27 protein-coding genes and 1 other annotated feature are annotated in these 25,806 nt (G+C 38.2%); of the genes, 21 read left to right on the top strand and 6 right to left on the bottom strand.

Going from position 1 to position 25,806, the window contains the following annotated elements:
• Window positions 1-78: 78 nt before the first annotated feature.
• The gene (sdaAA, locus tag ACIFUW_RS11775) at window positions 79-951 is read right to left on the bottom strand and encodes an L-serine ammonia-lyase, iron-sulfur-dependent, subunit alpha (protein ID WP_002294584.1); all 873 of its coding nucleotides are present in this window, start codon (window positions 949-951) and stop codon (window positions 79-81) included.
• A 12-nt stretch (window positions 952-963) separates the two neighbouring features.
• Window positions 964-1,632 carry an L-serine ammonia-lyase, iron-sulfur-dependent subunit beta gene (gene sdaAB, locus ACIFUW_RS11770; protein WP_002294585.1) on the bottom strand — a complete coding sequence of 223 codons (669 nt, stop codon included), beginning with the start codon at window positions 1,630-1,632 and terminating at the stop codon, window positions 964-966.
• 342 nt (window positions 1,633-1,974) lie between these two features.
• Here sdaAB and rplK point away from each other — a divergent pair, with 342 nt between their 5' ends.
• From rplK to ACIFUW_RS11725, 9 genes are all read left to right on the top strand, one after another.
• Window positions 1,975-2,397 carry a 50S ribosomal protein L11 gene (gene rplK, locus ACIFUW_RS11765; protein WP_002291638.1) on the top strand — a complete coding sequence of 141 codons (423 nt, stop codon included), beginning with the start codon at window positions 1,975-1,977 and terminating at the stop codon, window positions 2,395-2,397.
• Window positions 2,398-2,500: 103 nt separating this feature from the next.
• On the top strand, window positions 2,501-3,190 hold the full coding sequence (gene rplA / locus ACIFUW_RS11760) for a 50S ribosomal protein L1 (protein ID WP_002294587.1): 690 nt from the start codon (window positions 2,501-2,503) through the stop codon (window positions 3,188-3,190).
• Window positions 3,191-3,268: 78 nt separating this feature from the next.
• Window positions 3,269-3,396: a sequence feature (ribosomal protein L10 leader region), on the top strand.
• Between the two features lie 203 nt (window positions 3,397-3,599).
• Window positions 3,600-4,103: a 50S ribosomal protein L10 gene (gene rplJ / locus ACIFUW_RS11755; protein WP_002291634.1), complete on the top strand. Its 504-nt coding sequence runs from the start codon at window positions 3,600-3,602 to the stop codon at window positions 4,101-4,103.
• A 52-nt stretch (window positions 4,104-4,155) separates the two neighbouring features.
• The gene (rplL, locus tag ACIFUW_RS11750; RefSeq protein ID WP_002294588.1) at window positions 4,156-4,524 is read left to right on the top strand and encodes a 50S ribosomal protein L7/L12; all 369 of its coding nucleotides are present in this window, start codon (window positions 4,156-4,158) and stop codon (window positions 4,522-4,524) included.
• Between the two features lie 205 nt (window positions 4,525-4,729).
• Window positions 4,730-4,924: a hypothetical protein gene (locus tag ACIFUW_RS11745; protein ID WP_002285758.1), complete on the top strand. Its 195-nt coding sequence runs from the start codon at window positions 4,730-4,732 to the stop codon at window positions 4,922-4,924.
• Window positions 4,914-5,267 (top strand): IS66 family insertion sequence element accessory protein TnpB, encoded by a 354-nt coding sequence (gene tnpB, locus ACIFUW_RS11740; protein WP_002287659.1) that lies wholly within the window; start codon window positions 4,914-4,916, stop codon window positions 5,265-5,267. Before ACIFUW_RS11745 ends, tnpB begins: the two co-directional genes overlap by 11 nt.
• Before the next feature lie 101 nt (window positions 5,268-5,368).
• The gene (gene tnpC / locus ACIFUW_RS11735; protein WP_002296127.1) at window positions 5,369-6,916 is read left to right on the top strand and encodes an IS66 family transposase; all 1,548 of its coding nucleotides are present in this window, start codon (window positions 5,369-5,371) and stop codon (window positions 6,914-6,916) included.
• Window positions 6,917-6,979: 63 nt separating this feature from the next.
• A complete protein-coding gene (locus tag ACIFUW_RS11730) occupies window positions 6,980-7,672 on the top strand; it encodes a TVP38/TMEM64 family protein (protein WP_416080184.1) in 693 nt (230 codons plus the stop codon).
• Window positions 7,673-7,753: 81 nt separating this feature from the next.
• A complete protein-coding gene (locus ACIFUW_RS11725; RefSeq protein ID WP_002303471.1) occupies window positions 7,754-8,956 on the top strand; it encodes an MFS transporter in 1,203 nt (400 codons plus the stop codon).
• Window positions 8,957-9,146: 190 nt separating this feature from the next.
• Here the strand turns inward: ACIFUW_RS11725 and ACIFUW_RS11720 are convergent, their stop codons facing one another.
• Window positions 9,147-10,679, bottom strand: a complete 1,533-nt coding sequence (locus ACIFUW_RS11720) for an ABC-F family ATP-binding cassette domain-containing protein (RefSeq protein WP_002290558.1) — start codon at window positions 10,677-10,679, stop codon at window positions 9,147-9,149.
• A gap of 233 nt (window positions 10,680-10,912) precedes the next feature.
• Here ACIFUW_RS11720 and nagB point away from each other — a divergent pair, with 233 nt between their 5' ends.
• The 3 genes from nagB to ACIFUW_RS11705 all read left to right on the top strand — a co-directional run bounded on the left by nagB (window position 10,913) and on the right by ACIFUW_RS11705 (window position 14,029).
• The gene (nagB, locus tag ACIFUW_RS11715; RefSeq protein ID WP_002287787.1) at window positions 10,913-11,614 is read left to right on the top strand and encodes a glucosamine-6-phosphate deaminase; all 702 of its coding nucleotides are present in this window, start codon (window positions 10,913-10,915) and stop codon (window positions 11,612-11,614) included.
• A 253-nt stretch (window positions 11,615-11,867) separates the two neighbouring features.
• Complete coding sequence (locus ACIFUW_RS11710) at window positions 11,868-12,581, top strand: MgtC/SapB family protein (RefSeq protein ID WP_002287788.1); 714 nt, start codon at window positions 11,868-11,870, stop codon at window positions 12,579-12,581.
• Window positions 12,582-12,889: 308 nt separating this feature from the next.
• Window positions 12,890-14,029 carry an AI-2E family transporter gene (locus ACIFUW_RS11705; protein ID WP_002294593.1) on the top strand — a complete coding sequence of 380 codons (1,140 nt, stop codon included), beginning with the start codon at window positions 12,890-12,892 and terminating at the stop codon, window positions 14,027-14,029.
• An 88-nt stretch (window positions 14,030-14,117) separates the two neighbouring features.
• On the opposite strand, the gene nrdF is transcribed toward ACIFUW_RS11705, so the two are convergent.
• The 3 genes from nrdF to nrdH all read right to left on the bottom strand — a co-directional run bounded on the left by nrdF (window position 14,118) and on the right by nrdH (window position 17,675).
• On the bottom strand, window positions 14,118-15,083 hold the full coding sequence (gene nrdF, locus ACIFUW_RS11700) for a class 1b ribonucleoside-diphosphate reductase subunit beta (protein WP_002287792.1): 966 nt from the start codon (window positions 15,081-15,083) through the stop codon (window positions 14,118-14,120).
• Between the two features lie 49 nt (window positions 15,084-15,132).
• Window positions 15,133-17,292, bottom strand: a complete 2,160-nt coding sequence (gene nrdE / locus ACIFUW_RS11695; protein ID WP_002303469.1) for a class 1b ribonucleoside-diphosphate reductase subunit alpha — start codon at window positions 17,290-17,292, stop codon at window positions 15,133-15,135.
• 158 nt (window positions 17,293-17,450) lie between these two features.
• Entirely contained in the window at window positions 17,451-17,675 is a 225-nt protein-coding gene (nrdH, locus tag ACIFUW_RS11690) for a glutaredoxin-like protein NrdH (RefSeq protein WP_002287795.1), read from the bottom strand.
• A 400-nt stretch (window positions 17,676-18,075) separates the two neighbouring features.
• Between nrdH and ACIFUW_RS11685 the strand changes: the two genes are divergently transcribed.
• The 9 genes from ACIFUW_RS11685 to ACIFUW_RS11645 all read left to right on the top strand — a co-directional run bounded on the left by ACIFUW_RS11685 (window position 18,076) and on the right by ACIFUW_RS11645 (window position 25,806).
• Entirely contained in the window at window positions 18,076-18,549 is a 474-nt protein-coding gene (locus tag ACIFUW_RS11685; protein ID WP_002287797.1) for a FeoA family protein, read from the top strand.
• A complete protein-coding gene (gene feoB, locus ACIFUW_RS11680; RefSeq protein WP_002287799.1) occupies window positions 18,546-20,678 on the top strand; it encodes a ferrous iron transport protein B in 2,133 nt (710 codons plus the stop codon). The genes ACIFUW_RS11685 and feoB overlap by 4 nt, the downstream gene beginning before the upstream one ends.
• A gap of 1 nt (window position 20,679) precedes the next feature.
• Window positions 20,680-20,814 (top strand): hypothetical protein, encoded by a 135-nt coding sequence (locus ACIFUW_RS11675; RefSeq protein ID WP_002290587.1) that lies wholly within the window; start codon window positions 20,680-20,682, stop codon window positions 20,812-20,814.
• Between the two features lie 93 nt (window positions 20,815-20,907).
• Window positions 20,908-21,552: a GntR family transcriptional regulator gene (locus tag ACIFUW_RS11670; protein ID WP_002287801.1), complete on the top strand. Its 645-nt coding sequence runs from the start codon at window positions 20,908-20,910 to the stop codon at window positions 21,550-21,552.
• Between the two features lie 186 nt (window positions 21,553-21,738).
• Window positions 21,739-22,932 carry a quaternary amine ABC transporter ATP-binding protein gene (locus ACIFUW_RS11665; protein ID WP_002287805.1) on the top strand — a complete coding sequence of 398 codons (1,194 nt, stop codon included), beginning with the start codon at window positions 21,739-21,741 and terminating at the stop codon, window positions 22,930-22,932.
• On the top strand, window positions 22,925-24,652 hold the full coding sequence (locus ACIFUW_RS11660; RefSeq protein WP_002287807.1) for an ABC transporter permease/substrate binding protein: 1,728 nt from the start codon (window positions 22,925-22,927) through the stop codon (window positions 24,650-24,652). Before ACIFUW_RS11665 ends, ACIFUW_RS11660 begins: the two co-directional genes overlap by 8 nt.
• A 393-nt stretch (window positions 24,653-25,045) precedes the next feature.
• Window positions 25,046-25,243, top strand: a complete 198-nt coding sequence (locus tag ACIFUW_RS11655) for a class II bacteriocin (protein ID WP_002304799.1) — start codon at window positions 25,046-25,048, stop codon at window positions 25,241-25,243.
• Between the two features lies 1 nt (window position 25,244).
• On the top strand, window positions 25,245-25,556 hold the full coding sequence (locus tag ACIFUW_RS11650) for a bacteriocin immunity protein (protein WP_002305452.1): 312 nt from the start codon (window positions 25,245-25,247) through the stop codon (window positions 25,554-25,556).
• 103 nt (window positions 25,557-25,659) lie between these two features.
• On the top strand, window positions 25,660-25,806 hold the full coding sequence (locus tag ACIFUW_RS11645; protein WP_002294600.1) for an EntF family bacteriocin induction factor: 147 nt from the start codon (window positions 25,660-25,662) through the stop codon (window positions 25,804-25,806).

The following is a 25,806-nucleotide window of genomic DNA, read 5'->3' as shown; positions in this document are numbered from 1 at the left end:
AGAAGGGCAATTAGTCCTCTCTTCGTTTTTTGTTATGAAGATAACTAATCTCTTAATACTCGAAATTAAGGAGCTTTATCACGCCCTCTTATTTAAAATCTCTTCCGCAAGTCGTTTAGCAGTTGGCGTAACAGCTAAGCCACCTTCTGCTGTTTCTTTGAAAATCGACGGCATTTGACGTCCGACTTGGTACATTGCAGCAACGACTTCATCCGGCGGAATGACACTTTCGATACCCGCTAATGCCATATCAGCAGAGATAAAAGCTTGAGAAGAGCCTAAAGCATTACGTTTGACACACGGGACTTCAACTAAGCCTGCAACGGGATCGCAAATCAGTCCCATCATATTTTTCAATGTAATGGCTACTGCTTGTGCTGCTTGATGAGGAGTCCCATTTTTTGCACAAACCAAAGCTGCTGCTGCCATTGCACTTGCAGAACCAACTTCTGCTTGACATCCCCCTTCTGCACCACTGATAGAAGCGTTGTTTGCGATGACTAACCCGAAAGCGCCAGCGGTAAATAAGAATTCCAATTGCTGTTCATGTGTCAAATCAAGCCGATCTCGGACAGCCATCAGCACACCAGGAACAACACCCGCGCTTCCGGCAGTCGGTGTAGCACAAATCAACCCCATTTTTGCATTGACTTCATTAACAGCTACAGCATTGCGTACAGCTTTTAAGATTGTTTCTCCACTTAAAAAGTCTGCCTCATTTAAATAATCATCTAATTTTTTTGCATCACCACCGGTAATTCCTGTGACGGAGGTAACACCTTCTTTTCCCTCGTTGATTGATTGTTCCATTACTGAGAGGTTTTTTTCCATGATCTCGATGATGTGACTACGGGAACGGCCACTCATTTCCATTTCAACTGCAATCATCAATTCTGCTACACTTGGATAAGCTTTTGCTTGATCTACTAATTCTTCAATCGATAAAAACATTTTTTTAGCTCCTTAATCGAAATAATTTACGCTGTCGATATTTGGCAGCTGTTTGAGTCTTTTTACCGTTTCTTCTACTTGAGGATCATCTACTTCAATTATCATAATGGCATTTTCACCTTTTGATTCCCGTGTCACTGTCATAGTGCCGATATTCGTATTGGTCTCAGAAAGTATACTAGTCACTTTAGCAATCATACCTGGAACATCTTGGTGGACAACGATCAAGGTAGGAGTACCCATGCTTAAAGAAATTTTGAATCCATTCAATTCAGAAATCTGGATATTGCCACCGCCGATCGAAATGCCAGTGACTGAAAGCTTTCGTGTTCCTTTTTTTAGAAGCATCTTTACAGAGTTTGGATGTTCGGCTTTTTCACTCTTAGGAACAAACAAGACTTCCATACCGGCTTCATATGCCAATTTCAAAGAATCAGCTAAACGTTCATCATCGGGTTCCATCCCTAACAGGCCGCCAACTAATGCAATATCTGTTCCGTGCCCCCGATAGGTTTTTGCAAATGATTCATATAGATAAATATCTACAGAATCAGGCTGTTCGCCAAATATACTACGTATGATTTTCCCGATTCTAGCAGCTCCGGCAGTGTGAGAGCTACTTGGACCAATCATCACAGGTCCAATAATATCAAAGACACTTCTATACCTTAAATCTTTCATTTTCTCCACCTCATTTTGTTATGTAGGAATCTTTGTACAAGGGTCTAAAAAACCGTGTTATTGTTTGCTTTCATCTGTTGAACCATGCTAGCGCAAGTGTAACATAAAAGAAGAAATGAGAACGAAAAATTGTTGTTTTTTTAGAATAAATTTAGCGTTTATTCAAGCAAAATGTAAAAATAGCAGAAAAAAATCTTGAAAAAACAAATAAATTTGCTATACTGTACCAGTGTGCATTGTTTTGCACATTATTTGTCTGGATTTTTTCAGATCAGATAAAACGTGGGAGGAGAAATATGCATCTCCAATTAACCACATCACGGACTTAAGGAGGTATGTCTCGTGGCAAAGAAAGTAGAAAAAATCGTTAAATTGCAAATTCCTGCAGGTAAAGCAACTCCAGCTCCACCAGTAGGTCCTGCACTAGGTCAAGCGGGTATCAATATCATGGGATTCACAAAAGAATTCAACGCTCGTACAGCTGATCAAGCAGGTTTGATCATTCCGGTTGTTATTTCTGTATACGAAGACCGTTCATTCACATTCGTTACAAAAACACCGCCAGCTGCTGTTCTATTGAAAAAAGCAGCTAAAATCGAAAAAGGTTCAGGCGAACCAAACAAAAATAAAGTTGCGAAAGTTTCTAGCGATCAAGTAAGAGAAATCGCTGAATTAAAAATGGAAGACCTAAACGCAGCTAACGTTGAAGCAGCAATGCGCATGGTTGAAGGAACTGCACGAAGCATGGGGATCACTGTAGAATAATCTATACACCCTAAGACAGCAGCTTCTCAGTTGGCTCTATATTGAAAGATATAGAACACGTGGGAGGTACAACCGTTATAACCACAATCAAGGAGGAACCAAAATGGCTAAAAAGAGCAAAAAAATGCAAGATGCATTAAAAAAAGTTGATTCAAGTAAAGTTTATCCTGTTGCCGAAGCAGTAGCTTTAGCAAAAGAAACAAACATTGCAAAATTTGATGCAACAGTTGAAGTTGCATACCGTTTGAACGTAGACCCTAAAAAAGCAGACCAACAAATCCGTGGTGCTGTTGTATTACCAAACGGAACTGGTAAAACACAAACTGTTTTAGTTTTTGCTAAAGGAGACAAAGCAAAAGAAGCTGAAGCAGCTGGTGCAGATTTCGTAGGTGACGACGACATGGTTCAAAAAATCCAAAACGGATGGTTTGACTTTGATGTAGTTGTTGCAACACCTGATATGATGGCTACTGTAGGTCGTCTAGGACGAGTATTAGGACCAAAAGGCTTAATGCCAAACCCTAAAACTGGTACAGTTACAATGGACGTAACAAAAGCAGTAAACGAAGTGAAAGCTGGTAAAGTAACTTACCGTGTGGACAAAGCTGGAAATATCCATGTACCAATCGGAAAAGTTTCATTTGACGATGAAAAATTAGTTGAAAACTTTGCAGCAATCCATGATGTATTGCTAAAAGCTAAACCATCAGCAGCTAAAGGTCAATACATGAAAAATGTAACGATCACAACAACATTTGGACCTGGTATCCATGTTGACCAAGCTTCTTTCTAATTAAATATTAGAATGTTGATTGATCCAACTGAAAAATAATTCTTGACTCAACTAGTTTAGCATGCTAAGCTAGTTGAGGTTAATAATTAACTTGTACCGAAGACAGTAGGTGGCATCAAGCCTTAATTTCCTACCGAGGACGTTTATTGAATATATTCAATAGTCCCTCTATGTCTGCGGTGGCATAGAGTTTTTTATTGTGAATCACTATGAACGAAGTGAAGAGATGATGAACAATACTGGTTGAGCAAAGCGAAAGGAGTTTCCTTTCGAGCAAAGCGAGTAGAATCACTATGAACGAAGTGAATAGGTGATGAATAATACTGGTTGAGCAAAGTAACTATAAAAGTGACTTGCCTTTTCAGTGCAAAAAACTCTTCCATCAAAATTCAGGAGGTGAAACTCAAAAATGAGTGAAGCAATTATCGCAAAAAAAGCAGCAATCGTTGATGAAGTAAGCGAAAAATTTACAGCAGCTGCATCAGTAGTAGTCGTTGACTACCGCGGATTAACAGTTGATGAAGTAACACGTTTACGTAAACAACTTCGTGATGCTAACGTAGAAATGAAAGTTATCAAAAATTCTATTCTTTCACGTGCAGCTAAAAAAGCTGGCCTTGAAGGCATGGACGAAGTATTCACTGGACCTACAGCTGTTGCATTCAGTAACGAAGATGTAGTCGCACCAGCGAAAATCATGGACGAATTTGCTAAAGAAGCAAAAGCATTAGAAATCAAAGGCGGTATCATCGAAGGTAAAGTCTCTTCATTGGAAGAAATCACAGCATTGGCAAAATTGCCAAATCGCGAAGGACTTCTATCTATGTTGCTATCTGTACTACAAGCGCCAGTCCGCAACGTGGCTTACGCTGTCAAAGCAGTGGCAGACAAAGAAGATGGAGATGCAGCTTAATTGCCGCATAAAGCATTAAATAAAAAAGAACAATTAAACGGAGGAAATTATAATGGCATTGAACATTGAAAACATCGTTGCTGAGTTAAAAGAAGCAACTATCCTAGAACTTAACGACCTAGTTAAAGCTATTGAAGAAGAATTTGGCGTATCTGCTGCTGCTCCTGTAGCTGTAGCTGCTGCTGGTGGCGCTGCTGCTGCTGAAGAACAAACAGAATTCACTGTAGAATTAACTGCAGCTGGAGACCAAAAAGTTAAAGTTATCAAAGCAGTTCGTGAAGCAACTGGTTTAGGCTTGAAAGAAGCTAAAGCTGTAGTTGATGGCGCTCCTGCACCAGTTAAAGAAGGCGTATCTAAAGAAGAAGCTGAAGAATTGAAAGCTAAACTTGAAGAAGTTGGCGCATCTGTAACTGTTAAATAATTTTTACTATTTAAAAGCACTGAGATCCTATGTTGGATTTCGGTGCTTTTTTGTTTTTATGTTAAACTATTATTTAATGAATATAGATTTTTTTCAGGAGGAAATATGAAAAAGAAAATAATCGTAAGCGCCCCATAGAACAGTACCTTACTAACAAATGCACCTCAAGATATACTTGAGCTATCAAGAAGTCTGGAGGTTTTCTATGTATAAATTAAATGAGATTGTTCCTGTCCAATTAGGAAACGAAAAGAGTGCACCAGAAAAAGGTAAACCCGCGGCTGCCAAGTTAGCGATGCGCATCAAAAGAGAGAATGGTTCTGAAGTTTTGATCTATAACGGTATTAACAATTATATTCTTCAAGCTATTTTGAAAGAACTGTTGTCCAATGCTTTATGATTTACTTCAAACCAAACATATTTATATTGTGTGCGGAAAAACAGATTTGCGAAAAGGAATTGATGGTCTTGCCAGTCTTATTCAACAAGAGTATCAACTCGAGCTTTACGAAGATGCCGTTTTTTTATTTTGCGGGAACCGTCAAGACCGTTTCAAACTTCTCTATTGGGACGGTGATGGTTTTCTTCTCTGTTATAAGCGGATAGAAAACGGCAAGTTAAAATGGCCTCGGACGAAAGACGAAGTTCGAACCTTAACGAACCAACAGGTTCGATGGTTGTTAGAAGGATTAAGTATCGATCAACCTCGAGCTATTTTGCCAGGAAAAAAAGGAGTTTTTTAAGCTGGGGGGTTAACACAAAAAATGTGTTGAACCCCTATTTCTTGTGCGTTTCTTGTGGTATTCTGTAACAAAATCAGTTCGATTCAAGGTGGTGAAAAATTTTGGAAACTACAGATACGTTGCTTCAGTTGCTTCAAGAAGCCCATAAAACCAATCAAGCACAACAACAAACCATTCAGAATCTTACAACTGAAATCCAACTATTGAATGAAAAGGTCAATTATTTAACCAACAAATTATTTGGACGCTCTAAAGAGACTCTCTTTGAGGAAACGAATGGGCAATTGAATCTTTTTAGTGATGAAGAAATTTCTGTAAGTGTTCCAGAAGCAGCTGCCACCATTATTCCAGTAAAAGGACATCAACGAGTTGTAGGAACGAAAGCAGACAAAATCAAACACTTACCTATAACAGAGAAAGAACATCTCCTTCCTTTGGAAGAACAATTTTGTGAACATTGCGGTTCACAGATGAAAGATATCGGACGGACAAAAGTACGAGAAGAAATTCGTTTCCATCAGGCTATGTTGGATTGTCTCACCCATTATCAACATACCTATTGTTGTAAAAGCTGCGAAAAAGAAGGACTTTCTTCTTTTAAAAAAGCGATCGTTCCTAAACCTTTGATTTCTAATAGCTTAGGTTCCAATAGTTTAGTGGCGGAAACGATCCGGATGAAATTTGGTCAGAAAGTTCCTGCCTATCGGCAAGAGAACTATTGGAAACAAACACATGGGTTGGATATTTCGAGAGATAATATCACCAATTGGCATATTAAAGCAGTGCAAAACGCGTTAGACCCTTTAGGAGAACGATTAAGAGTCTATCTTAATCAAGAAGAGATTCTACACGGGGATGAAACAAGTTATCGTGTGATTGAAAGTGCCAAAACAGATACCTATTACTGGCAGTTTTGTACAGGAAAAGACAGTCAGCATCCCATCGTTTATTATCACCACGACGAAAGTCGTGCTGGAGATGTTCCGAAAACTTTTCTCAAGGAGTTTACAGGGTATTTACACTGTGACGGCTATAGCGGGTATAATGCCGTGGAAAGTGTACGACTTGTCTATTGTTTCGCGCATGTTCGGCGGAAATTTTTCGAAGCAATTCCAAAAGGAAAGAAAAACACGGATATTCCCGCAGCTCAAGCAGTCAAACAATTGGATAAATGGTTTGTCCTAGAAAAGAAATGGAAAGACTTTTCTCCTGAGAAGCGATTAAGCTGTCGGCAACAAGAACTGCGTCCATTATTTATTGCTTTTTATGAGTGGATGGCAACGATAGATCCTGTTGCAAAATCCAAGTTGGATGCAGCCGTTCAATATGCGTGTAAACTACGAAGTGGTTTTGAACCTATTTTTGAAGATGGTCGTTTAGAACTCACAAATAATCGTGCGGAGCGAAATATCAAAGAGCTGGTGATAGGACGGAAAAATTGGTTGCATTCCACAAGTCTTGAAGGAGCACGAACTTCAGGAATCATTCTGAGTGTATATAAAACAGCAGAACTTAACGGATTGAATCCTGTAAAGTATCTAGAGTTTCTATTTGATAAGATACCAAATCTTCCCGTACTTTCAGCAGAAACTTTAGATCAACTGTTGCCTTGGAACAAGGATGTACAACAACATTTTTCTCGTAACTAAAAACGCCAAACATTCCCGATTCTATTCTATAGGTCGGGTTATTTGACGTACAGGTACTGTTCTATGGGGCGCTTACAAATAATCCGATTGATATTGATCTCGTTGGGAATCATTCTGATACTGGTAGTGGGCTATCGGTTGTATTTAGAATATCAGACAGACATCCAATTATTTTTAAATCCGAGAGCGAGTAAGGCAGAGCTACTCGCACATATTCGTTCGCATGGGACTTTTGCATCGATACTCTTGATCGTATTGACAGCGGTGATGTGTGCTGTTCCAGGTATTCCTACTTCAGTAGTTGGAGTCATTGCTGGTTTGAGCTTTGGACCACTGACAGGTGCGATCATCAACATTTTGGGTAATGCTCTTGGTAACATCACTGCAATTTTCCTTATGCATCGCTTAAAATTTTTAGATAAGAAAACCGAAACGAATCATTGGGTGCAAGCAATCCGACAAATGAAACATCCAAAAATAGGTGTAATGTTAGGCTATATGATACCGGTTATTCCATCTTCTATGGTCAATTTTGCTGCAGATGCGATGAAATTGCCTCTACAGCAAATCATATTGTCGATCGTGATTGGAGTCATCCCTTCGTCTGTGTTGTATGCGTGTGGTGGAGAAGCTCTGTTTCACGGATATAACAAAACTGCAGTCACGTTGGTTGCAAGTGTTACTGTGCTAGTAGGGTTAGTTGTCTTCATTTATAAAGATCGCAAGAAAAAACAAGGAAAACAAAAGCACAAATAATAAGTGTGGCGAATAGTTGTATTTTTCTATTTCCAATCTTTTCCATAAGTTGTAAACTAAGATAGGAAATGGGGGAAATCAATGAAGAGTAATGAAAAAAAACCTTTAACAACTTCGCTTATTTTACTATTATCAATCACTTGTGGCGTTGTTGTTGCCAATATGTATTACATCCAGCCGATTGGAACAAAAGTAGCAGCTAGTTTATCTGTTAGCACAAGTGCAGTCGGGATATTGACGATGTTGACCCAATTAGGCTATGCGTTAGGGTTACTGTTTTTAGTTCCTTTAGGGGACGTGGTGGATCGTCCAAAATTGATCATTCGAATGGCAGCGTTATCTGCCGTCTCTCTGTTGGCCGCTTTTTTTGCGCCTTCGTTTACGTTATTTGCATGCGCTTCTTTTTTAATAGGATTACTTTCGATCGTGCCGCAAATCATCATTCCTTACGGTGCGGTACTAGCGGGACCAAAAGCAAGAGGGAAGGTCATGGGTACATTGCTTAGCGGTTTACTCGTGGGGATTTTGCTTTCTCGGACGGTATCTGGTATTGTTGCCAGTCTTTTTTCTTGGCGGATGATCTATTTATTTGCTTTATGTGCAGTCGGAATTCTTACACTTCTGCTTTACTGGAAAATGCCGCGTTCTGTCCAGCAAAGTAGTACAGCTGTTTCATACCTTGATTCACTTAAAAGTTTGCCGCATTTAGTTGCTTCTCAACGTCTATTAAGAGAAGCGGCAGTCAGTGGATTTTTCATGTTTGGAACATTTTCGATCTTTTGGTCTACGTTGATTTTTTATATCAGCAGTCCCGCCTACAATTGGGGAACATTCGAAGCAGGGATATTAGCGATTTTTGGTTTGTCTGGAGCAGTTGCTGCACCTATCGTGGGACGACTGGCAGATTCTTATTCTGAAAGAAAAATCGTGTATATGGGACTTGTTATGCAAACAATAAGCTTTATTGCTTTATTGGTTGGCGGAAGCCATTTGGCCATTTTGCTTTTAGCTATTATTTTATTAGACGTCGGGAATCAATTTGGTCAAGTCGCCAATCAAACACGAGTACAAGGGCTAGGTGAAGCAGCAAGCAACCGAAATAATACTGTATTTATGTTTATGTACTTTATTGGAGGTGCGGCTGGTTCATTGCTAGGGACGACAATGTGGCAGCAGTATGGCTGGTTAGGTGTAACGGTTAGCGGGCTTGTTTTTCAAGGATGTGCGTTCTTCTTTCAAACAGTTGTTTTTAAAGGAAAGAGAAATCTCGAAAATAAAAAATAGACGAAAAGAGGTTGTGAAAAGCTGTTCTGCATCAAGTAATAAGAATAGCCAAATAAAAATAGCTCCTCATATTTTGCCGTTTTTTGAGCTAATACCGAAGGTCAGCTAATTGGCCACCATTTATTCAGAAGAAGGAGTTGTGACAAAACTTTTGTCACAGCTCCTTTTTTTCAACTATTCAATCAAACGTTTATTTTGGTTCAATCTCAATGACTCGTTGCACAAGATCTTGATAAAATTCTTGTTCATGAGAGACGATGATTACTGTTCCTGGAAATTTCTGTATCCCGTCTTGTAAGCTTTCTTTCGTTTCTTGATCGATATGGTTCGTCGGTTCATCGAGAATCAGTAAATTACCTTGGTTCATTGTCAACTGTGCAAGTTTCACCTTAGTTTGTTCCCCACCACTTAATGTAGTGAGAGGTTCACTTGCTAATTGATTAACTAACCCTGCTTTAGCTAGTTGGCGACGTAATTCTTTGATAGTCGCTTTTGGAAATTGACTGCTTAAATATTGTAGTGGTGTTTCTAATGGATTTTCCCAGTACAGATCTTGTGAAAAGTAATTGATTTTTGTGTTATCTGGGAAGTGGAAATCGCCACTTATTTTTTCAATCTCACCGATCAGTGTTTTTAATAAAGTAGATTTTCCAATCCCGTTGAAGCCTCGAATGGCAATATTTTCACCAAAGCGGATGGTCAAATTGATGGGTGCAAGTAGCGGTCGATCATATCCGATGACTAAATCAGTTGTTTCCACTGCTAATGTCGTGACAATAGGCGAGAATGGAAAATCAAAGACAGCTTTACTTGCTGAAGCTGGAGGCGTCAGCCGTTCGATTTTATCTAATTGTTTTTGTCGGCTTTTTGCCATCGTTGATCGGGAACCGGCTTTGTATTTTCGAATATAAGCTTCGGTCTTTTCGATTTGTTTTTGTTGAGCATGATATTGGCGCAAATAGCTTTCGCGATTTTGTTCCTTTTGTTTCAATGCTTGTTTTAGATGGCCAGTATACTTAGTAATCTTTCCAAACTCGATGTCTGCGATATGGGTGGTGATCTGATCAAGAAATTCTTGGTCATGGGAAATCACGATATACGCACCGTCAAAATCCTGAAGAAACTGCGTCAGCCATTGGATATGCTGATCATCTAAGTGATTGGTTGGTTCATCTAAGATCAGAACATCTGGGTTTTCTAAAAGTAGTTTTGCTAAAATCACCTTTGAACGTTGTCCACCACTTAGATTTTTCAACAGTGAATCTAAACCTAAGACATCGATCCCCAACCCGCTGCTCATCTCAGCAACTAAGGTGTCGATTTGATAAAACACTCCTTGGTCTAATTCCGTTTGGAGTTTCCCAGCTTTTTCCAGCAAGGAATCATCGAAGGTCTCGCTATATGTTTGGTAAAGAAAAGCAATTTTTTCTTCCTTTTCGTATTCTTTTGCGTACGCAGTTTTTAGAAATTCTTCGATTGTTAATGTTTCATCGACTTCCACATATTGATCGAGGTAACCTTTGTGAATATTTTTTTGCCAATGGATCTGTCCGTCATCTGGTAAGATCTCACCAGTGATGATTTTAATCAATGTACTTTTACCGGCTCCGTTTTGTCCAATCAGCCCAAGATGTTCGCCAGCATTTAATTGCAGATCGACACCTTCATAGAGGATTTTGTCGCCAAATTGCTGGGTAATGTTGTTTAATGTCAGTATACTCATAATAACTCCTTTTTCATAAAAAAACTGCAGACATAAAGCGTCCACAGTGAATCACTTGCTTGGTTTTCATGCAACATGGATTGTTTGATTGAACCATCTTATGAAACCTAACACGGATTCCTATTTATTGTCAAGAAAATGAAAAAAATGCAATTTGGTCTATACTAATTATTGTAAAAAGAAAAAAAGAATGCTATAATTGGGCTATACCAAAATATAAAGGAGCAATCACTATGGAAATCATTCGTGTAAAAAACGCTGAAGAAGGCGGAAAAAAAGCATTTGAAATCATCAAAGAAGGTATGAACAAAGGTGCAAAAGTATTAGGATTGGCAACAGGAAGCACACCAGTTACTTTATATAAAGAAATGACTTCAAGCGATTTGGATTTCAGTGAAATGACTTCTGTAAACTTAGATGAGTACGTTGGACTAGGCGGTTCAGATGAACAAAGCTACCGTCATTTCATGGATGTCCAATTATTTGATAAAAAACCATTCAAAGAAACGTTTGTACCAGATGGAAAAGCAGAAGATCTGGAAGCAGCATGCAAAAAGTATGATCAAATCATCGATGCACATCCAATCGATATCCAAATCTTAGGAATCGGGCAAAATGGACATATCGGTTTCAATGAACCTGGTGCTTCATTTGACGGAACGACTTCAGTAGTTGACTTAACAGAATCAACAATCAATGCAAACAAACGATTCTTCGATAAAGCAGAAGATGTACCAACAAAAGCTGTTTCAATGGGAATCGGTTCAATTATGAAAAGTAAAGAAATCGTCTTGATGGCATTTGGCGAAAGCAAAGCTGATGCAATCAAAGGGATGATTGAAGGACCTGTAACGAATCATTTGCCAGCAAGTGTATTGCAAAATCACGACAATGTTGTTGTGATCATCGATGAAGAAGCAGCAAGTAAGTTGTAATTTTCAATAGTAGGCTAAAGAGGTTGTGAAATCAGCGTTTTGACCTGAGTATTAGAGAAGACAAAGGAAAAATAGCTCCCCATATTTTGCCGTTTGTTGAGTAATACCGAGGGTCAGCTGATTGAACACCGTTTATTCATAAAAAGGACTATGACAAAAATTTTGTCACAGTCCTTTTTTCGTAAGAGGTAAAAATTGCACTTTTTTTGTCTGCTCCTTTCAGACATGATATATTGGACTGGAGGGTGTTTAGATGAATGATATGGTATTGACAATTCCAGAGATTATTTTACGTTTAGGGATCGCTATGCTATTTGGCGGAGCAATCGGTTTTGAACGACAATATAAAAATCGTCCAGCAGGTATGCGTACGCATATTTTAGTTTGTATGGGAGCATGTATCATTGCATTGATCCAAGTTGAGATCGCTAGTGGTGCATTAAGAGATGCTTTAGAGTATCCACAGCTTGCTGGAACGATTCGTTCAGATGAAGCAAGGCTGATTGCTCAAGTGGTGAGTGGTGTCGGTTTCTTAGGCGCGGGAACGATCATCGTCACGAAACAATCGGTGACGGGACTTACGACTGCCGCTTCTTTATGGGCAATTGCTGGATTAGGGATCGCCATCGGCATGGGTTACTATTCCATTGCGATCATCAGTTTTATCGGGATTGCTATTGCACTCACAGTAGTGAAACGCGTGATCCATGTACCTACGACTAAAAAGTTAGAAATCCAATTTATCCATAGAAAAGAAACCAAAGATTTTCTTACCGATTATTTTGAAGAGAAAAATATCGTAATCGAAGATGTGAATTTTGACGTAAAATTCGTTGATGACTACCGAGTGTACAAAAATATCTATACGATTGATCTTCCAAAAGGGCTCACTTATGCCGATGTGATCGAGGAGTTGTCCGTACACAAAAATATCACAAAGTTGCATTTAGTCAGTATTGCGCAATAAATGATCTGAGGTTGTAAAATAGATGTCCTACATCAAGTAATAAGCCCAGCCAAATAAAAATAGTTCCTTATATTTTTCGTTTGGCTGGGCTTATTACGAAGATGCAAGCTTTTGAACACCGTTTATTTGGAAAAAGGGACTGCAGTATAATTTTTGTCACTACTCCAAACCGTGTTTTTGTTTAAGTACTCGTCTACTCATTAAAATATGTTTATTTTTTTTGTTTTTTTTAAGCAAATGAAAATCTCAGCGCGTAACTCTTTGTTAAATGATAGAATAGAAGTATCAAAGGACCTTGGAGGAGATGTATGCAATCACGTTTTAAACAATCAAAATTATTTTTCTGGACAGTGGAGCTAGTACTCACGATCATCGGCGTGTACTTTATTTTACAAATGCCGAATATTTTTAGTCCAATATTGAAAATGCTTTCGGCAGTTTTTTTACCATTGCTTGTTGCTGGTTTTATCTATTATATGTTCGATCCAATCGTTGTTTTTCTCGAAAAGCATCGGATCCCGAGAGTGTTCGGTTTTTTATTGACGTTTTTGGTCGTAATCATTTTAGTTGTTTTAACTGTCATGAATGTAGTGCCTCAGTTAATGGAACAGACAATTCAATTGACCCAGAGCTTGCCAATGTATGCAGATGAAACAAGCAAATGGTTAAATGAATTGGCGCAGCGGGAAGAGTTTAAAAATTTCAATTTGGAAGAACAATTAGCATCAGCAAATTTATCTCTTAGTAATTTGTTCAATATCATATTAGTCAGTTTATCTGCAAGTGTCTCAAAAATCATTTCATTTATGATGCAATTTTTTATTTTGTTATTTACCGTTCCATTTATTTTGCTATTTATGTTCAAGGATGGGCACAAATTTATTGATGCGTTGTCTCACTTCTTTCCGAAAGCGATTCGTAAAGAGTTACGCCAAACGGTAAAAGAATTAAACGAAACATTATCTGCCTATATCAGCAGTACGATCTTAGATGCTTTGATTATTGGTGTAATGAGCTTTTTGGCAATGAGAATATTCGATCAGCCTTATAGCTTGTTGCTTGCGGTCATTTGCGGAATCACGAATATTATCCCGTATGTCGGCCCTTTTATTGGAGCGGTACCAGCAATCATTGTCGGTTTGTTTATCTCTCCATTTCAAGCTTTGTATATGGCGTTGTCGATTTTAGTGATCCAACAATTAGATGGAAATTTGATCAAGCCGTTGTTATTTGGGAAATCAATGAATATCCATCCTTTGACGATCATCTTGGTATTGATTGGAGCAGGAAGTGTCGCAGGAATATTAGGCATGCTGATTTGCATACCTGTCTATGCAGTGATTAAGACGATAATATTAAATATCCGGAAAATCTATTTATTGAGAAGAATGGAACATGTTTCGGAAAAGTTAGACAGTCCAAAAGTGCTGGAAGAAACAAGTGAATAAGCATAAAAAAGAGTTCAGTGTACATTTAAAATATCTGTACGCTAAACTCTTTTTATTTTTCGAAAAATTTTTGAATTAAAATAAATCCTTATTCCAATCCAATCAAATAATCGTCGTCTTTCATCGCTTCTACATGACCTAACAAATAGCCGTTTCCGACTTGTGAGAAGAAGTCATGGTTGCTTGTGCCTGTTGAAATCCCGTTCATTACGATTGGGTTGACATCATTGGCAGTATCTGGAAAGAGTGGATCCATCCCTAGGTTCATCAATGCTTTGTTGGCATTATAGCGTAGGAATGTCTTGACTTCTTCTGTCCAGCCGATTGGATCGTATAATTCTTCTGTATAACGTTCTTCGTTTTCGTAAAGCTCATAAAGAAGATTGTACATCCAGTCTTTTAACGTTTCTTGTTCTGCTTCAGGTAACTCGTTGAATCCTAATTGGAATTTGTAACCGATGTAGGTTCCATGTACAGATTCATCTCGGATGATTAGTTTGATGATCTCTGCTACGTTAGCCAATTTGTTGTTTCCTAAATAATAAAGAGGAGTATAAAAACCTGAATAGAACAAGAATGTTTCTAAAAAGACGCTGGCAATTTTCTTTTCTAGCGGTGTACCGTGTTTGTAGATTTCATTGATACGCTCAGCTTTTTTTTGCAGATAAGGATTCGTATTTGTCCAGTCAAAAATTTCTTCGATTTCTTTTTTCGTATTCAGTGTACTAAAAATAGAAGAATAACTTTTGGCATGAACGGATTCCATGAATTGAATATTGTTCAAAACGGCTTCTTCATGGGGAGTGCGGACATCTTTACGCAACTGATCCATGCCACTTTCAGATTGGACAGTATCTAGCAGTGTCAAACCGCCAAATACATGTCCTACTGTATCTTTTTCCAATTGAGACAATGTACGCCAATCATCTAGGTCATTTGAAAGTGGGATACGTGTATCTAGCCAAAATTGCTCTGTCAGCTTCTCCCAAGTGGATTTATCAATGATATCTTCAATTTCATTCCAGTTTATTGCTTCATAATATGTTTCTGACATGAGAATGCTCCTTTAATTAAAATATGAATAAGCGAATCTATCTATGATATTAGATCACGCAGCTTTCACATTGATTGCTTCCGATTTCTTCTGCATCATCAGTAAAGGTACGTACGTAATAAATGGATTTGATTCCTTTGTGGAAAGCGTAATGTCTTAAAATATTCAAATCACGTGTCGTTTGCTTCGTTGTTGTCTTCCATTCATAAATGCCTTCTGGGATTTCAGAACGCATGAATAAAGTCAAACTCATGCCTTGATCGACGTGTTGTTGTGCCATTGCATAAACATCGATTACTTTACGCATGTCCATATCATAAGCAGAAGTGTAATACGGAATCGTCTCATTGGATAGATAAGGCGCTGGGTAATAAATTTTACCGATTTTCTTCTCTTGGCGTTCTTCGATCATGCGAGTGATAGGATGAATACTTGCACTCGTATCGTTGATATATGAAATTGAGCCATTTGGTGCTACTGCCAAGCGATTTTGATGATACAGTCCATCTTTCATTACTGCTTGTTTCAAAGCATTCCAATCTTCAGCAGTTGGGATAAAAATGCCTTCAAACAATGCTTTGACTTTTTCTGATTTTGGCTGGAATTCTCCAGTTACGTATTTTTCGAAATAAGTGCCGTCAGCATAAGCTGATTTTTCAAAATTATGGAAAACTTGTTTTCTTTCACGAGCGATATTGTTGCTTTCAACAAGTGTCCAATAATTCAACAGCATGAAGTAAATATTTGTAAAGTCTAATGAATCCTCTGAGCCATATTCCATTTGTTCTTTTGCAAGATAAGTGTGTAAGCCCATGGCACCTAATCCAATCGTATGATTCAGCTTATTTCCGTTTTGGATCGGTGGTACGACATCGATATCAGATGCATCTGTAATAAATGTCAATGCACGAGTCATCGTACGCACAGATTGACCAAAGTTAGGGCTTTGCATCAAATTCACGATATTTGTCGAGCCTAAGTTACATGAGATATCCGTTCCTAATACTTCATATTCCTGTTTGCCGTTAATCACAGAAGGCGTTTGAACTTGTAAAATCTCTGAACATAAATTACTCATGATGATCTTGCCATCGATTGGATTCTCGCGGTTCGCTGTATCAATATTGATTACGTAAGGATAGCCAGATTCTTGTTGTAATTTTGAGATTTCATTTTCAAGATCACGCGCTTTGATTTTTTGTTTGCGAATGTTTGGATTTGCAACTAGATGATCATACTCAGCTGTAATATTTACATAAGAGAATGGGACACCATATTCTTTTTCGACACTATATGGACTAAATAAATACATATCTTCGTTTTTACGTGTCAATTCATAAAATTTATCAGGTACGATCACGCCAAGAGAAAGAGTTTTTACGCGAATCTTTTCATCTGCATTTTCTTTTTTTGCTGAAAGGAAAGCAATAATGTCTGGATGGAAAACGTTCAAATAAACCACGCCAGCTCCTTGACGCTGACCTAATTGATTAGAATAGCTGAAACTATCTTCGAATAATTTCATGACTGGAACGACACCACTTGCAGCACCCTCATATCCTTTGATAGGAGCGCCGGCTTCACGAAGATTTGATAAAGTAATCCCTACGCCGCCACCAATACGGGACAATTGCAAAGCAGAGTTGATTGAGCGCCCGATAGAGTTCATATCGTCAGTGACTTGAGTCAAGAAACAAGACACCAATTCGCCCCGACGTTTACGTCCAGCATTCAAGAAAGAAGGTGTAGCTGGCTGATATCGTTGATGGATCATTTCGTCTGCAAGAGCAAGTGCTAATTCTTCATCCCCGTTCGCAAAGTAAAGCGCATTGAAGGCTACTCGATCTTCATAAGTTTCCAGATAAGCGGAACCGTCGTTGGTTTTCAACGCATATTGAGAATAAAATTTGTAAGCAGCCATAAAAGATTTGAAAGAAAAATGTTGCTCGTCCAAAAATTGATATAGCTTTTCAATAAATGATGGTGAATACAATTGAATGAATTCTGCTTCTATATATTCTTGATCGATCAAGTAATTGATTTTTTCCATAATAGATAGAAAAGTCATCGTATTTGGTTTGACATTTTCCTCAAAAAAGGCAACTAAAGCTTCTTTATCCTTATTCAAAGGGATTTGACCATTGACTGGCCGATTGATTTCATTATTCAGCTTGAAATAACTGACATCTTGTAAATTTTTAAGACTCATACGTACGCCCAACCTTCATTTCGTATTTGATGATGCTTGATTGCAAATCATTGCATTGTTTTTAAGCTTTAAAAAAGGATTTGGAAGTTTGCGACAAAAACTGGTGCTGTCTCAAGCCCTTCAAATCCATGTATCACGTTTTGATTCTTTTAGTCATGTTAGCTGGCAAGTTTACGCAACTGATCAGGACGGAATCCGATAACTGTTTCTGCATCAGAAGTAATGACAGGAACACTTTGGAATCCTTGTGCTTTCAACCAGTCTACTGCTTCAGGCTGTTCATCGATATTGACTTCTTCAAAAGCAATTTGATTTTCTGTTAAAAACCGTTTGACCATCTTACATTGCATACAATTATTTTTAGAAAAGATTTTTACGTTCATGGTGAGTGCCTCCTCTAACACATTCTTATTATCTATAATAGATAGTATAAAACTCTTAGTAAAAAAGTCAAACAACAAACACTACATATTGTGTTGTGGAAACTGTGGAATACTAAGTTTTGTGTTTTTGAAAAAAGAGCTGAAAACAAGTATCGTGTGGGAAAATAGCAAATTTAATAGAGAAAAAATTGTGGAAAACTATGAAGAAATATTTTTTTCTCATTTTTATCTATCAATACTAAAGATTCGCTCATAATATCACAAGTATAATTGACATTCTCAATTACCGAGAGTATTCTATGTGAGAATGATTCTCATTTATTTGCGTAACACGTAAGAAAATTAGAACATATAATGAATGATTTTAATACATGATTTATTTCACAAGAGAGGAATCAATATGCAGACCTTAGCGCAGGCAAAGCAGAATTTCGTTTATCAAGTCGAACGAATCGAAACAGAAGAAAAAACAAAACGCCATTTGCAAAATATCGGGATCGTTGCCGGAAGTAAAATCGTCGTCGTCAATTTATCAGGCAACAATGCCATTTTACTGGTAAAAAGTCATCGAGTGGCAGTAAGTCGGGAAATACTAGGTCAAATCTTTGTCAATAAAAAGACTGCTTCCTCTGAAAGCTGGACTTCTCTTGATCAATTAAAAGCAGGAGAGACTGGGATCGTCGTAGCAATCCACGGACAAGGCGCAGTGAAGCGACGGTTAATGGATATGGGATTGACGCGAAATGTAAAAATAGTTATCCGAAAACTAGCCCCTCTGGGAGATCCAATCGAACTGACAGTGCGAGGGTATGAACTGACGTTACGAAAGTCAGAGGCCGAACTAATCTTGATACAAAGGGAGGAAAAAGAATGAATATCGCGTTAGTCGGAAATCCAAACAGCGGGAAAACTAGCTTGTTCAATCTCTTGACTGGTTCGAATCAATATGTAGGGAATTGGCCGGGCGTAACAGTAGAAAAAAAAGAAGGATCGTTGAAAAAAAATCCGAACATTCATATTCAGGACCTACCCGGCATCTATTCTTTGTCTCCTTATACACCAGAAGAAGTGATTGCAAGAGATTATTTGGTTCAGGAACAGCCTGAACTGATCATCAACATTATTGATGCTACCAATTTAGAACGAAATCTTTATTTAACTACGCAGTTATTGGATTTAGACATTCCTATGATCATTGGTCTGAATATGATGGATGTCATCAAAAAAGAAGGAAAAAAAATCAATCTAGAAAAGCTTTCCTATGGTCTTGGTGTACCAGTTTTACCAATCAGCGTATTGAAAAAGCAAGGAATCGAAAAACTAATCGAAAAGATTCAGGAGTCTGCAAAAAAGCGGCCTTCTATTCCTGTTCCCTGTACATATGATCCACGTTTAGAAGCAGCTTTACATGAAATTGAAGATGTACTAGGAGAACAAAGCGGCAAGAAACGCTGGTATGCAATGAAATATTTTGAACGAGATCAGAAGGTAAGAGAGGATTACGAGATAGCAGTTTCTCAGCAAAAAGAGATCGAGCAACTGATCCAGTTAACAGAGAAACTATTGGACGACGATAGTGAGACGATTCTGGTCAATGAACGTTATGAATTTATTACCCAACTATGTACACTCTGTGTTGTGTCAAATGATTCTTTCCAATTATCGATGAGTGACAAAATCGATCAGATTGCAACGAATCGTTGGTTAGCCTTGCCGATCTTCGCATTTGTGATGTGGCTGATCTATTATCTGGCTATTCAAACAGTAGGAACAATGGGGACAGATTGGATCAATGACACATTGTTTGGTACATGGTTACCAGAACATGTTGGCAGATTGTTAGCTGAATGGCAAGTAGCGGGATGGATGCAGGAGCTGATCTTGAACGGCATCATCGCAGGCGTGGGAGCAGTGTTAGGATTTCTACCGCAATTGATTATATTGTTTTTATGCTTGAGCTTTCTGGAAGACTGCGGATATATGGCGAGGATCGCTTTTGTCATGGATCGACTTTTCAGGAAATTCGGTCTTTCAGGAAAATCCTTCATTCCTATGCTGATTGCTACAGGATGTGGAGTGCCAGGCGTCATGGCCAGTCGCACGATTGAAAACGAGCAAGATCGTCGTTTGACGATCATGGTCACAACCTTCATGCCTTGTTCTGCAAAGTTGCCGATTATTGCCTTAGTAGCAGGGGCCTTTTTTCCTCATCAATCTTGGGTAGCTCCTTCTGCCTATTTTCTTGGTATGACTGCAATTATTTTCTCTGGAATCAGCTTGAAAAAAACACGTTTGTTTGCTGGAGATACAGCTCCTTTTATCATGGAATTGCCCGCATATCATTTTCCTCAATGGTCAGCGGTCCTAAGACAAACCTATGACCGCAGCAAGTCTTTTGTTAAAAAAGCAGGAACGATTATCTTTGTTTCTAGTATCGTGATCTGGTTCAGCTCTTCTTATAATTTTTATGCTCAACCTGTTTCTGAAGACCAAAGTATCTTAGCCTTTTTCGGGCGAATCCTGGCAGTTGTTTTTCAGCCGCTTGGTTGGGGAAACTGGCAAGGAACAGTCGCAGCGATTACAGGATTGGTCGCTAAAGAAAATATTATTGGCACATTTGGTATTTTGTTTGGTCATGCGGAAGTATCCGAAAATGGCAGAGAAATCTGGCAAGTGCTACAACACACATATACTCCCGCAGCAGCTTATTCATTGTTAGCCTTCAATTTACTTTGTGCGCCTTGTTTTGCGGCAATTGGGGCTATCCATCGGGAAATGAATGCCAAGAAATGGACTTGGATCGCCATAGGCTATCAATGCGGTTTAGCTTATTTAGTTAGTTTTGTGATTTATCAGTTGGGACACTTATTGGAGGGTGGACAGGTAGCGTTAGGGACGTATCTTGCTATTTTACTGATGATAGGACTCGTTTATGTTTTGTTCCGTCAGCCAAAATCCAAGAACCAGTTTTATACTATATTGTCATTAGAAGGAGAGGAATAGGATGGCGACATTCTTATTAAGTGTGTTAATCTTTGGAAGTGCAGGCGCAATTGTCTATACTCGTTTAAAATCCGGTAAGAATTGTGATGACTGTCAAACAGCTTGCCCAGTAAAAAAGGAACAGATCAAGCGATGATCAGTCGTTGCAAGAGGCTATTCTCCCCTTTTTTGCTTATTTTGCTAGAGCATAGTAAGATGAGGGAAAGTAAAAAAAGAAAGAGGAAAGAAAATGTCTGGAAAGAAAAAAATCGTCCGCCCGCGCTACCAGCAGATTGCTGTTGATTTAGCCGAACGTATCGTTGAAAACCGATATAAAGTGGGTGAGAAGATCCATGCCCGCTCAACACTTGCCAGTACGTACAATGCTTCTCCTGAGACTACCCGCAAGGCTATCAATGTGCTGGTAGATCTTGGAATCATGGAAGTACGGCATGGAAGTGGGGCATTTGTTGCTTCGAAGGAAAAAGCAAAAGATTTCCTATTGCAATATCAAGATGTACAATCCATCCAAGATACAAAAGCAGAAATCATGGCAAGTGTGGAGAAGCAACAAGATGAGCTGAATCATTTTTCTCAATTATTGGATCAGCTGGTCAATCAAACGAAGCGAATACATAAGATGAATCCTTTACTTCCGTTTGAATTATCTTTATCAGAAAAAGCAATGCATCTGGACCGTTCAATTAGCGAGTTGAATATCTGGCAGGCGACTGGCGCCACAGTTATCGCAATTTCTCATAATGAAGAACTGCTTGTTTCACCTGGCCCCTATGCTAAATTTACGGCAGGGGACATCGTTCATTTTATTGGAAATGAATATACACTACAGCGTATGACAAACTTTTTTTACCCGGAGCATCAGCTTGCAGAATGATTGTGTGAAATATTAAAAAAATATTAACTTGGCTAAACCTTTTATTTACAAAGATTTAGCCAAGTTTTTTTCAGTTTGGACAAGCAAATTTCTTTCATTTTTGACAAAGTGACTACATGATGTTAACATAGTGTGGTCACTTTTTTCAGAAAGAAAAATGAATTTACATAAAAAAGGAGAATTTGTTTGGTAAAAGTAGAAGTAAAACATTTAACAAAGATATTTGGTAAAAAGACACAAGCCGCTTTAGATATGATGAATGATCACCAGCCGAAAACGGAGATTTTAAAGAAAACCGGTGCAACGGTTGGTGTGTATGACGTGAATTTTGACGTAAAAGAAGGAGAAATCTTCGTGATCATGGGGCTTTCCGGGAGTGGGAAATCCACATTGATCCGTCTATTGAATCGTCTGATTGAGCCAACTTCGGGCAGTATCTATATTGATGGAGAAGATGTATCGAAGTTAAGCAAAGAAGAATTGCGAGAAGTCCGTCGTCATAAAATCAATATGGTTTTCCAAAACTTCGGTCTGTTTCCACATCGAACGATCTTGGAAAATACAGAATACGGGTTAGAAGTCCGTGGTGTACCTAAAGAAGAACGACAAGAAAAAGCAGAAAAAGCATTAGAAAATTCTAGTTTGCTTTCATTTAAAGACCAATATCCTAGTCAGTTATCTGGTGGGATGCAACAACGGGTTGGCCTAGCCAGAGCTTTAGCAAATGATCCTGAGATCTTGCTGATGGACGAAGCGTTCTCGGCTCTTGATCCGCTGATCCGGCGAGAAATGCAAGACGAATTACTGGACCTGCAAGCCAATGTTCAAAAAACGATTATTTTCATTACCCATGATTTGAATGAAGCTTTACGGATTGGGGACAGAATCGCCTTGATGAAAGACGGCGAAATCATGCAGATCGGAACAGGTGAAGAAATATTGACCAATCCAGCAAATGATTATGTACGTGAATTTGTGGAAGAAGTCGATCGTTCCAAAGTGCTTACGGCTCAAAACATCATGGTACCTGCATTGACGACGAATATCGAATCTGATGGACCAAACGTTGCATTGACAAGGATGCGTAATGAAGAAGTCAGCATGCTGATGGCTGTTGACAGAAAGAGACACCTGAAAGGGATCATCACTGCAGATCAAGCGTTAGAAGCTAGGAAGCAAAAACGTCCATTGATCGACTTCCTAGATGAAAATGTGACGGTGATTGGGAAAGACATGGTGGTAAGTGATATTTTCAATATTATTTATGACTCACCGACTCCACTTGCAGTTGTAGAGGATGGAAAATTAAAAGGTGTCGTCATCCGAGGTAGTGTGATTGAAGCATTAGCAGAAACAAGCGAGGTGAGTGAACATGAATAATCTATTGAACTATCAATTACCAGTGGCAAACTGGGTAGAAAATATCACAGAATGGTTTACGACAACTTTTTCTGGCCTATTTTCATTTTTACAAACGATTGGACAGGCAGTGATGTCGGGGATTACAAATTTACTGTTAGTGATTCCAGCTCCTTTGTTTATCTTGTTATTGACGGTAGCAGCTTTCTTTATTTCTAAGAAACGTCCAGGACTTACGTTGTTCACATTAATCGGTCTATGGTTTATTTATAACCAAGGTCTATGGAATGATTTGATGAATACTGTCACACTTGTTCTTTTATCTAGTGTGATCTCGATCATCATTGGGGTACCATTAGGGATCTTGATGGCAAAAAGCAGTAAAGCCCAAAGTATTATCAAACCGATCCTTGACTTTATGCAGACAATGCCAGGATTCGTTTATTTGATTCCAGCAGTTGCATTTTTCGGTATCGGGATGGTTCCAGGGGTATTTGCCTCAGTCATCTTTGCTCTGCCACCAACCGTTCGTTTTACGAATTTAGGGATTCGACAAGTTCCTAAAGAATTAGTAGAAGCTTCTGATTCATTCGGGAGCACAAGTCGTCAAAAACTATTCAAACTAGAATTGCCTTTAGCTAAAAGTACGATCATGGCAGGGATCAATCAAACAACAATGCTGTCACTTTCAATGGTCGTTATTGCCTCTATGATCGGTGCACCCGGCTTAGGACGCGGCGTATTATCAGCATTGCAAAGAGCACAAGTCGGGAATGGATTTGTCAACGGGGTTGCATTAGTTATCTTAGCAATCATCATTGACCGTTTTACACAGCATTTGAACCAGCCAAACAATAAAAAAGCTGCAGGAGCAACAACACAGAAAAGTAAAAAACGTCAAGGACTGATCATTGGTGCTGTAGTAGTAGTGATCTTAGGTGCGATTGGTATAGGGAGTTTTTCATCTGCCAAAGAAACAAAACGTATCAACTTATCTTATGTTGAATGGGATACAGAAGTTGCTTCAACAAATGTAGTCGGTGAAGTATTGAAACAAATGGGCTATGATGTAACGATGACGCCATTAGATAATTCAATCATGTGGAAATCTGTTTCAAATGGCGAGTCAGATGCCATGGTTTCAGCTTGGCTACCTAAAACTCATGGTTCACAATATGCACAATATAAAGATCAAGTCGAAGACCTAGGTGCCAATTTGACAGGAGCAAAAGTTGGTTTAGCAGTGCCAGCCTACATGGATGTAAATTCGATCGATGAGTTAACCGATCAGGCAGGTAAGAAAATCATAGGAATCGAGCCAGGAGCTGGTGTAGTTACGGCTGCTGAAAACACGATCCAAAAATATGACAACTTGAAAGACTGGAAAGTAGAGACATCTTCTTCAGGAGCAATGACCGTTGCACTAGGTCAAGCGATCAAAAAACACGAACCAATTGTAGTTACAGGATGGACACCTCATTGGATGTTTGCCAAATATGATCTGAAATACTTAGAAGATCCTGAAAACGGAATGGGAAGCGAAGAGCAGATCCATACGATGGTTCGAAAAGGATTGAAAGAAGACCAGCCAGAAGCTTACAAAGTATTAGACAATTTCCATTGGTCAGAAAAAGATATGGAAAAAGTTATGTTGGAAATCAACAATGGAAAAGATCCACAGCAAGCAGCAAAAGACTGGATCAAAGAGAACCAAGAATTAGTCGAAAGCTGGAAAAAATAAAAAGACAGACACGAAATAAATGGAGCTTCCAAAATTGGATCAAATATCCAAATTTGGAAGCTCCATGTTCGTCTCTATCTTTTTTGTCTATAAAAAAAGAGAATGCGTAGCTCATCTTCGAAACGTCCAAAGACGCCGACAAACTATTATGAATTTATGGGTGCGAGTCAAAGAGATCGATCGTAGGTATGAAAGACTAATGTGATTAAAGTTTATTATGTACGAAGTGCATTCTCAAAAAATATTAAAGAATATACATAGTTTATATACTTAAAAGTGATTAAATTCTTATTCAGGAATTATTTTGCTACGTTTCAAGAAGGAATTGTTTTTTGAAATTTAATGAATGTTAGAATAATAGTCTAAAAACATTAATTTAGGGGTGATTAGATTATGAAACATTTAAAAATTTTGTCTATTAAAGAGACACAACTTATCTATGGGGGTACCACTCATAGTGGAAAATATTATGGAAATGGAGTGTATTGCACTAAAAATAAATGTACGGTCGATTGGGCCAAGGCAACTACTTGTATTGCAGGAATGTCTATAGGTGGTTTTTTAGGTGGAGCAATTCCAGGGAAGTGCTAAAATGAAAAAAAATGCTAAGCAAATTGTTCATGAATTATATAATGATATATCTATAAGTAAAGATCCTAAATATTCTGATATTCTTGAGGTTTTACAAAAGGTATATTTAAAATTAGAAAAACAAAAATATGAATTAGATCCCGGTCCTTTAATAAATAGATTGGTGAATTATCTATATTTTACTGCTTATACTAATAAAATAAGATTCACTGAATATCAAGAGGAATTAATAAGAAATTTGAGTGAAATTGGAAGAACTGCTGGAATAAATGGTTTATATCGAGCAGATTATGGAGATAAATCTCAATTTTAATGATACTTATAATATTAAATATGTCTCAAAATTTTTTGATTAGAAAAATAGGTATATTGAATCAGTGACATAAAAGTATTTATAGTTTGTAGGGGGAATCGTAATGGAAGAAAAAAATAGACTAAATGCTAAACAATGTTCAGATCAAGAGCTTAAAAAAATTAAAGGAGGTGCTGGAACAAAACCTCAAGGAAAACCGGCATCAAATTTAGTGGAATGTGTTTTTTCATTATTTAAAAAGTGTAACTAA

The organism is Enterococcus sp. PLH-Efm8 (genome assembly GCF_053011625.1).
This window is presented reverse-complemented; position numbering and strand designations above follow the sequence as displayed.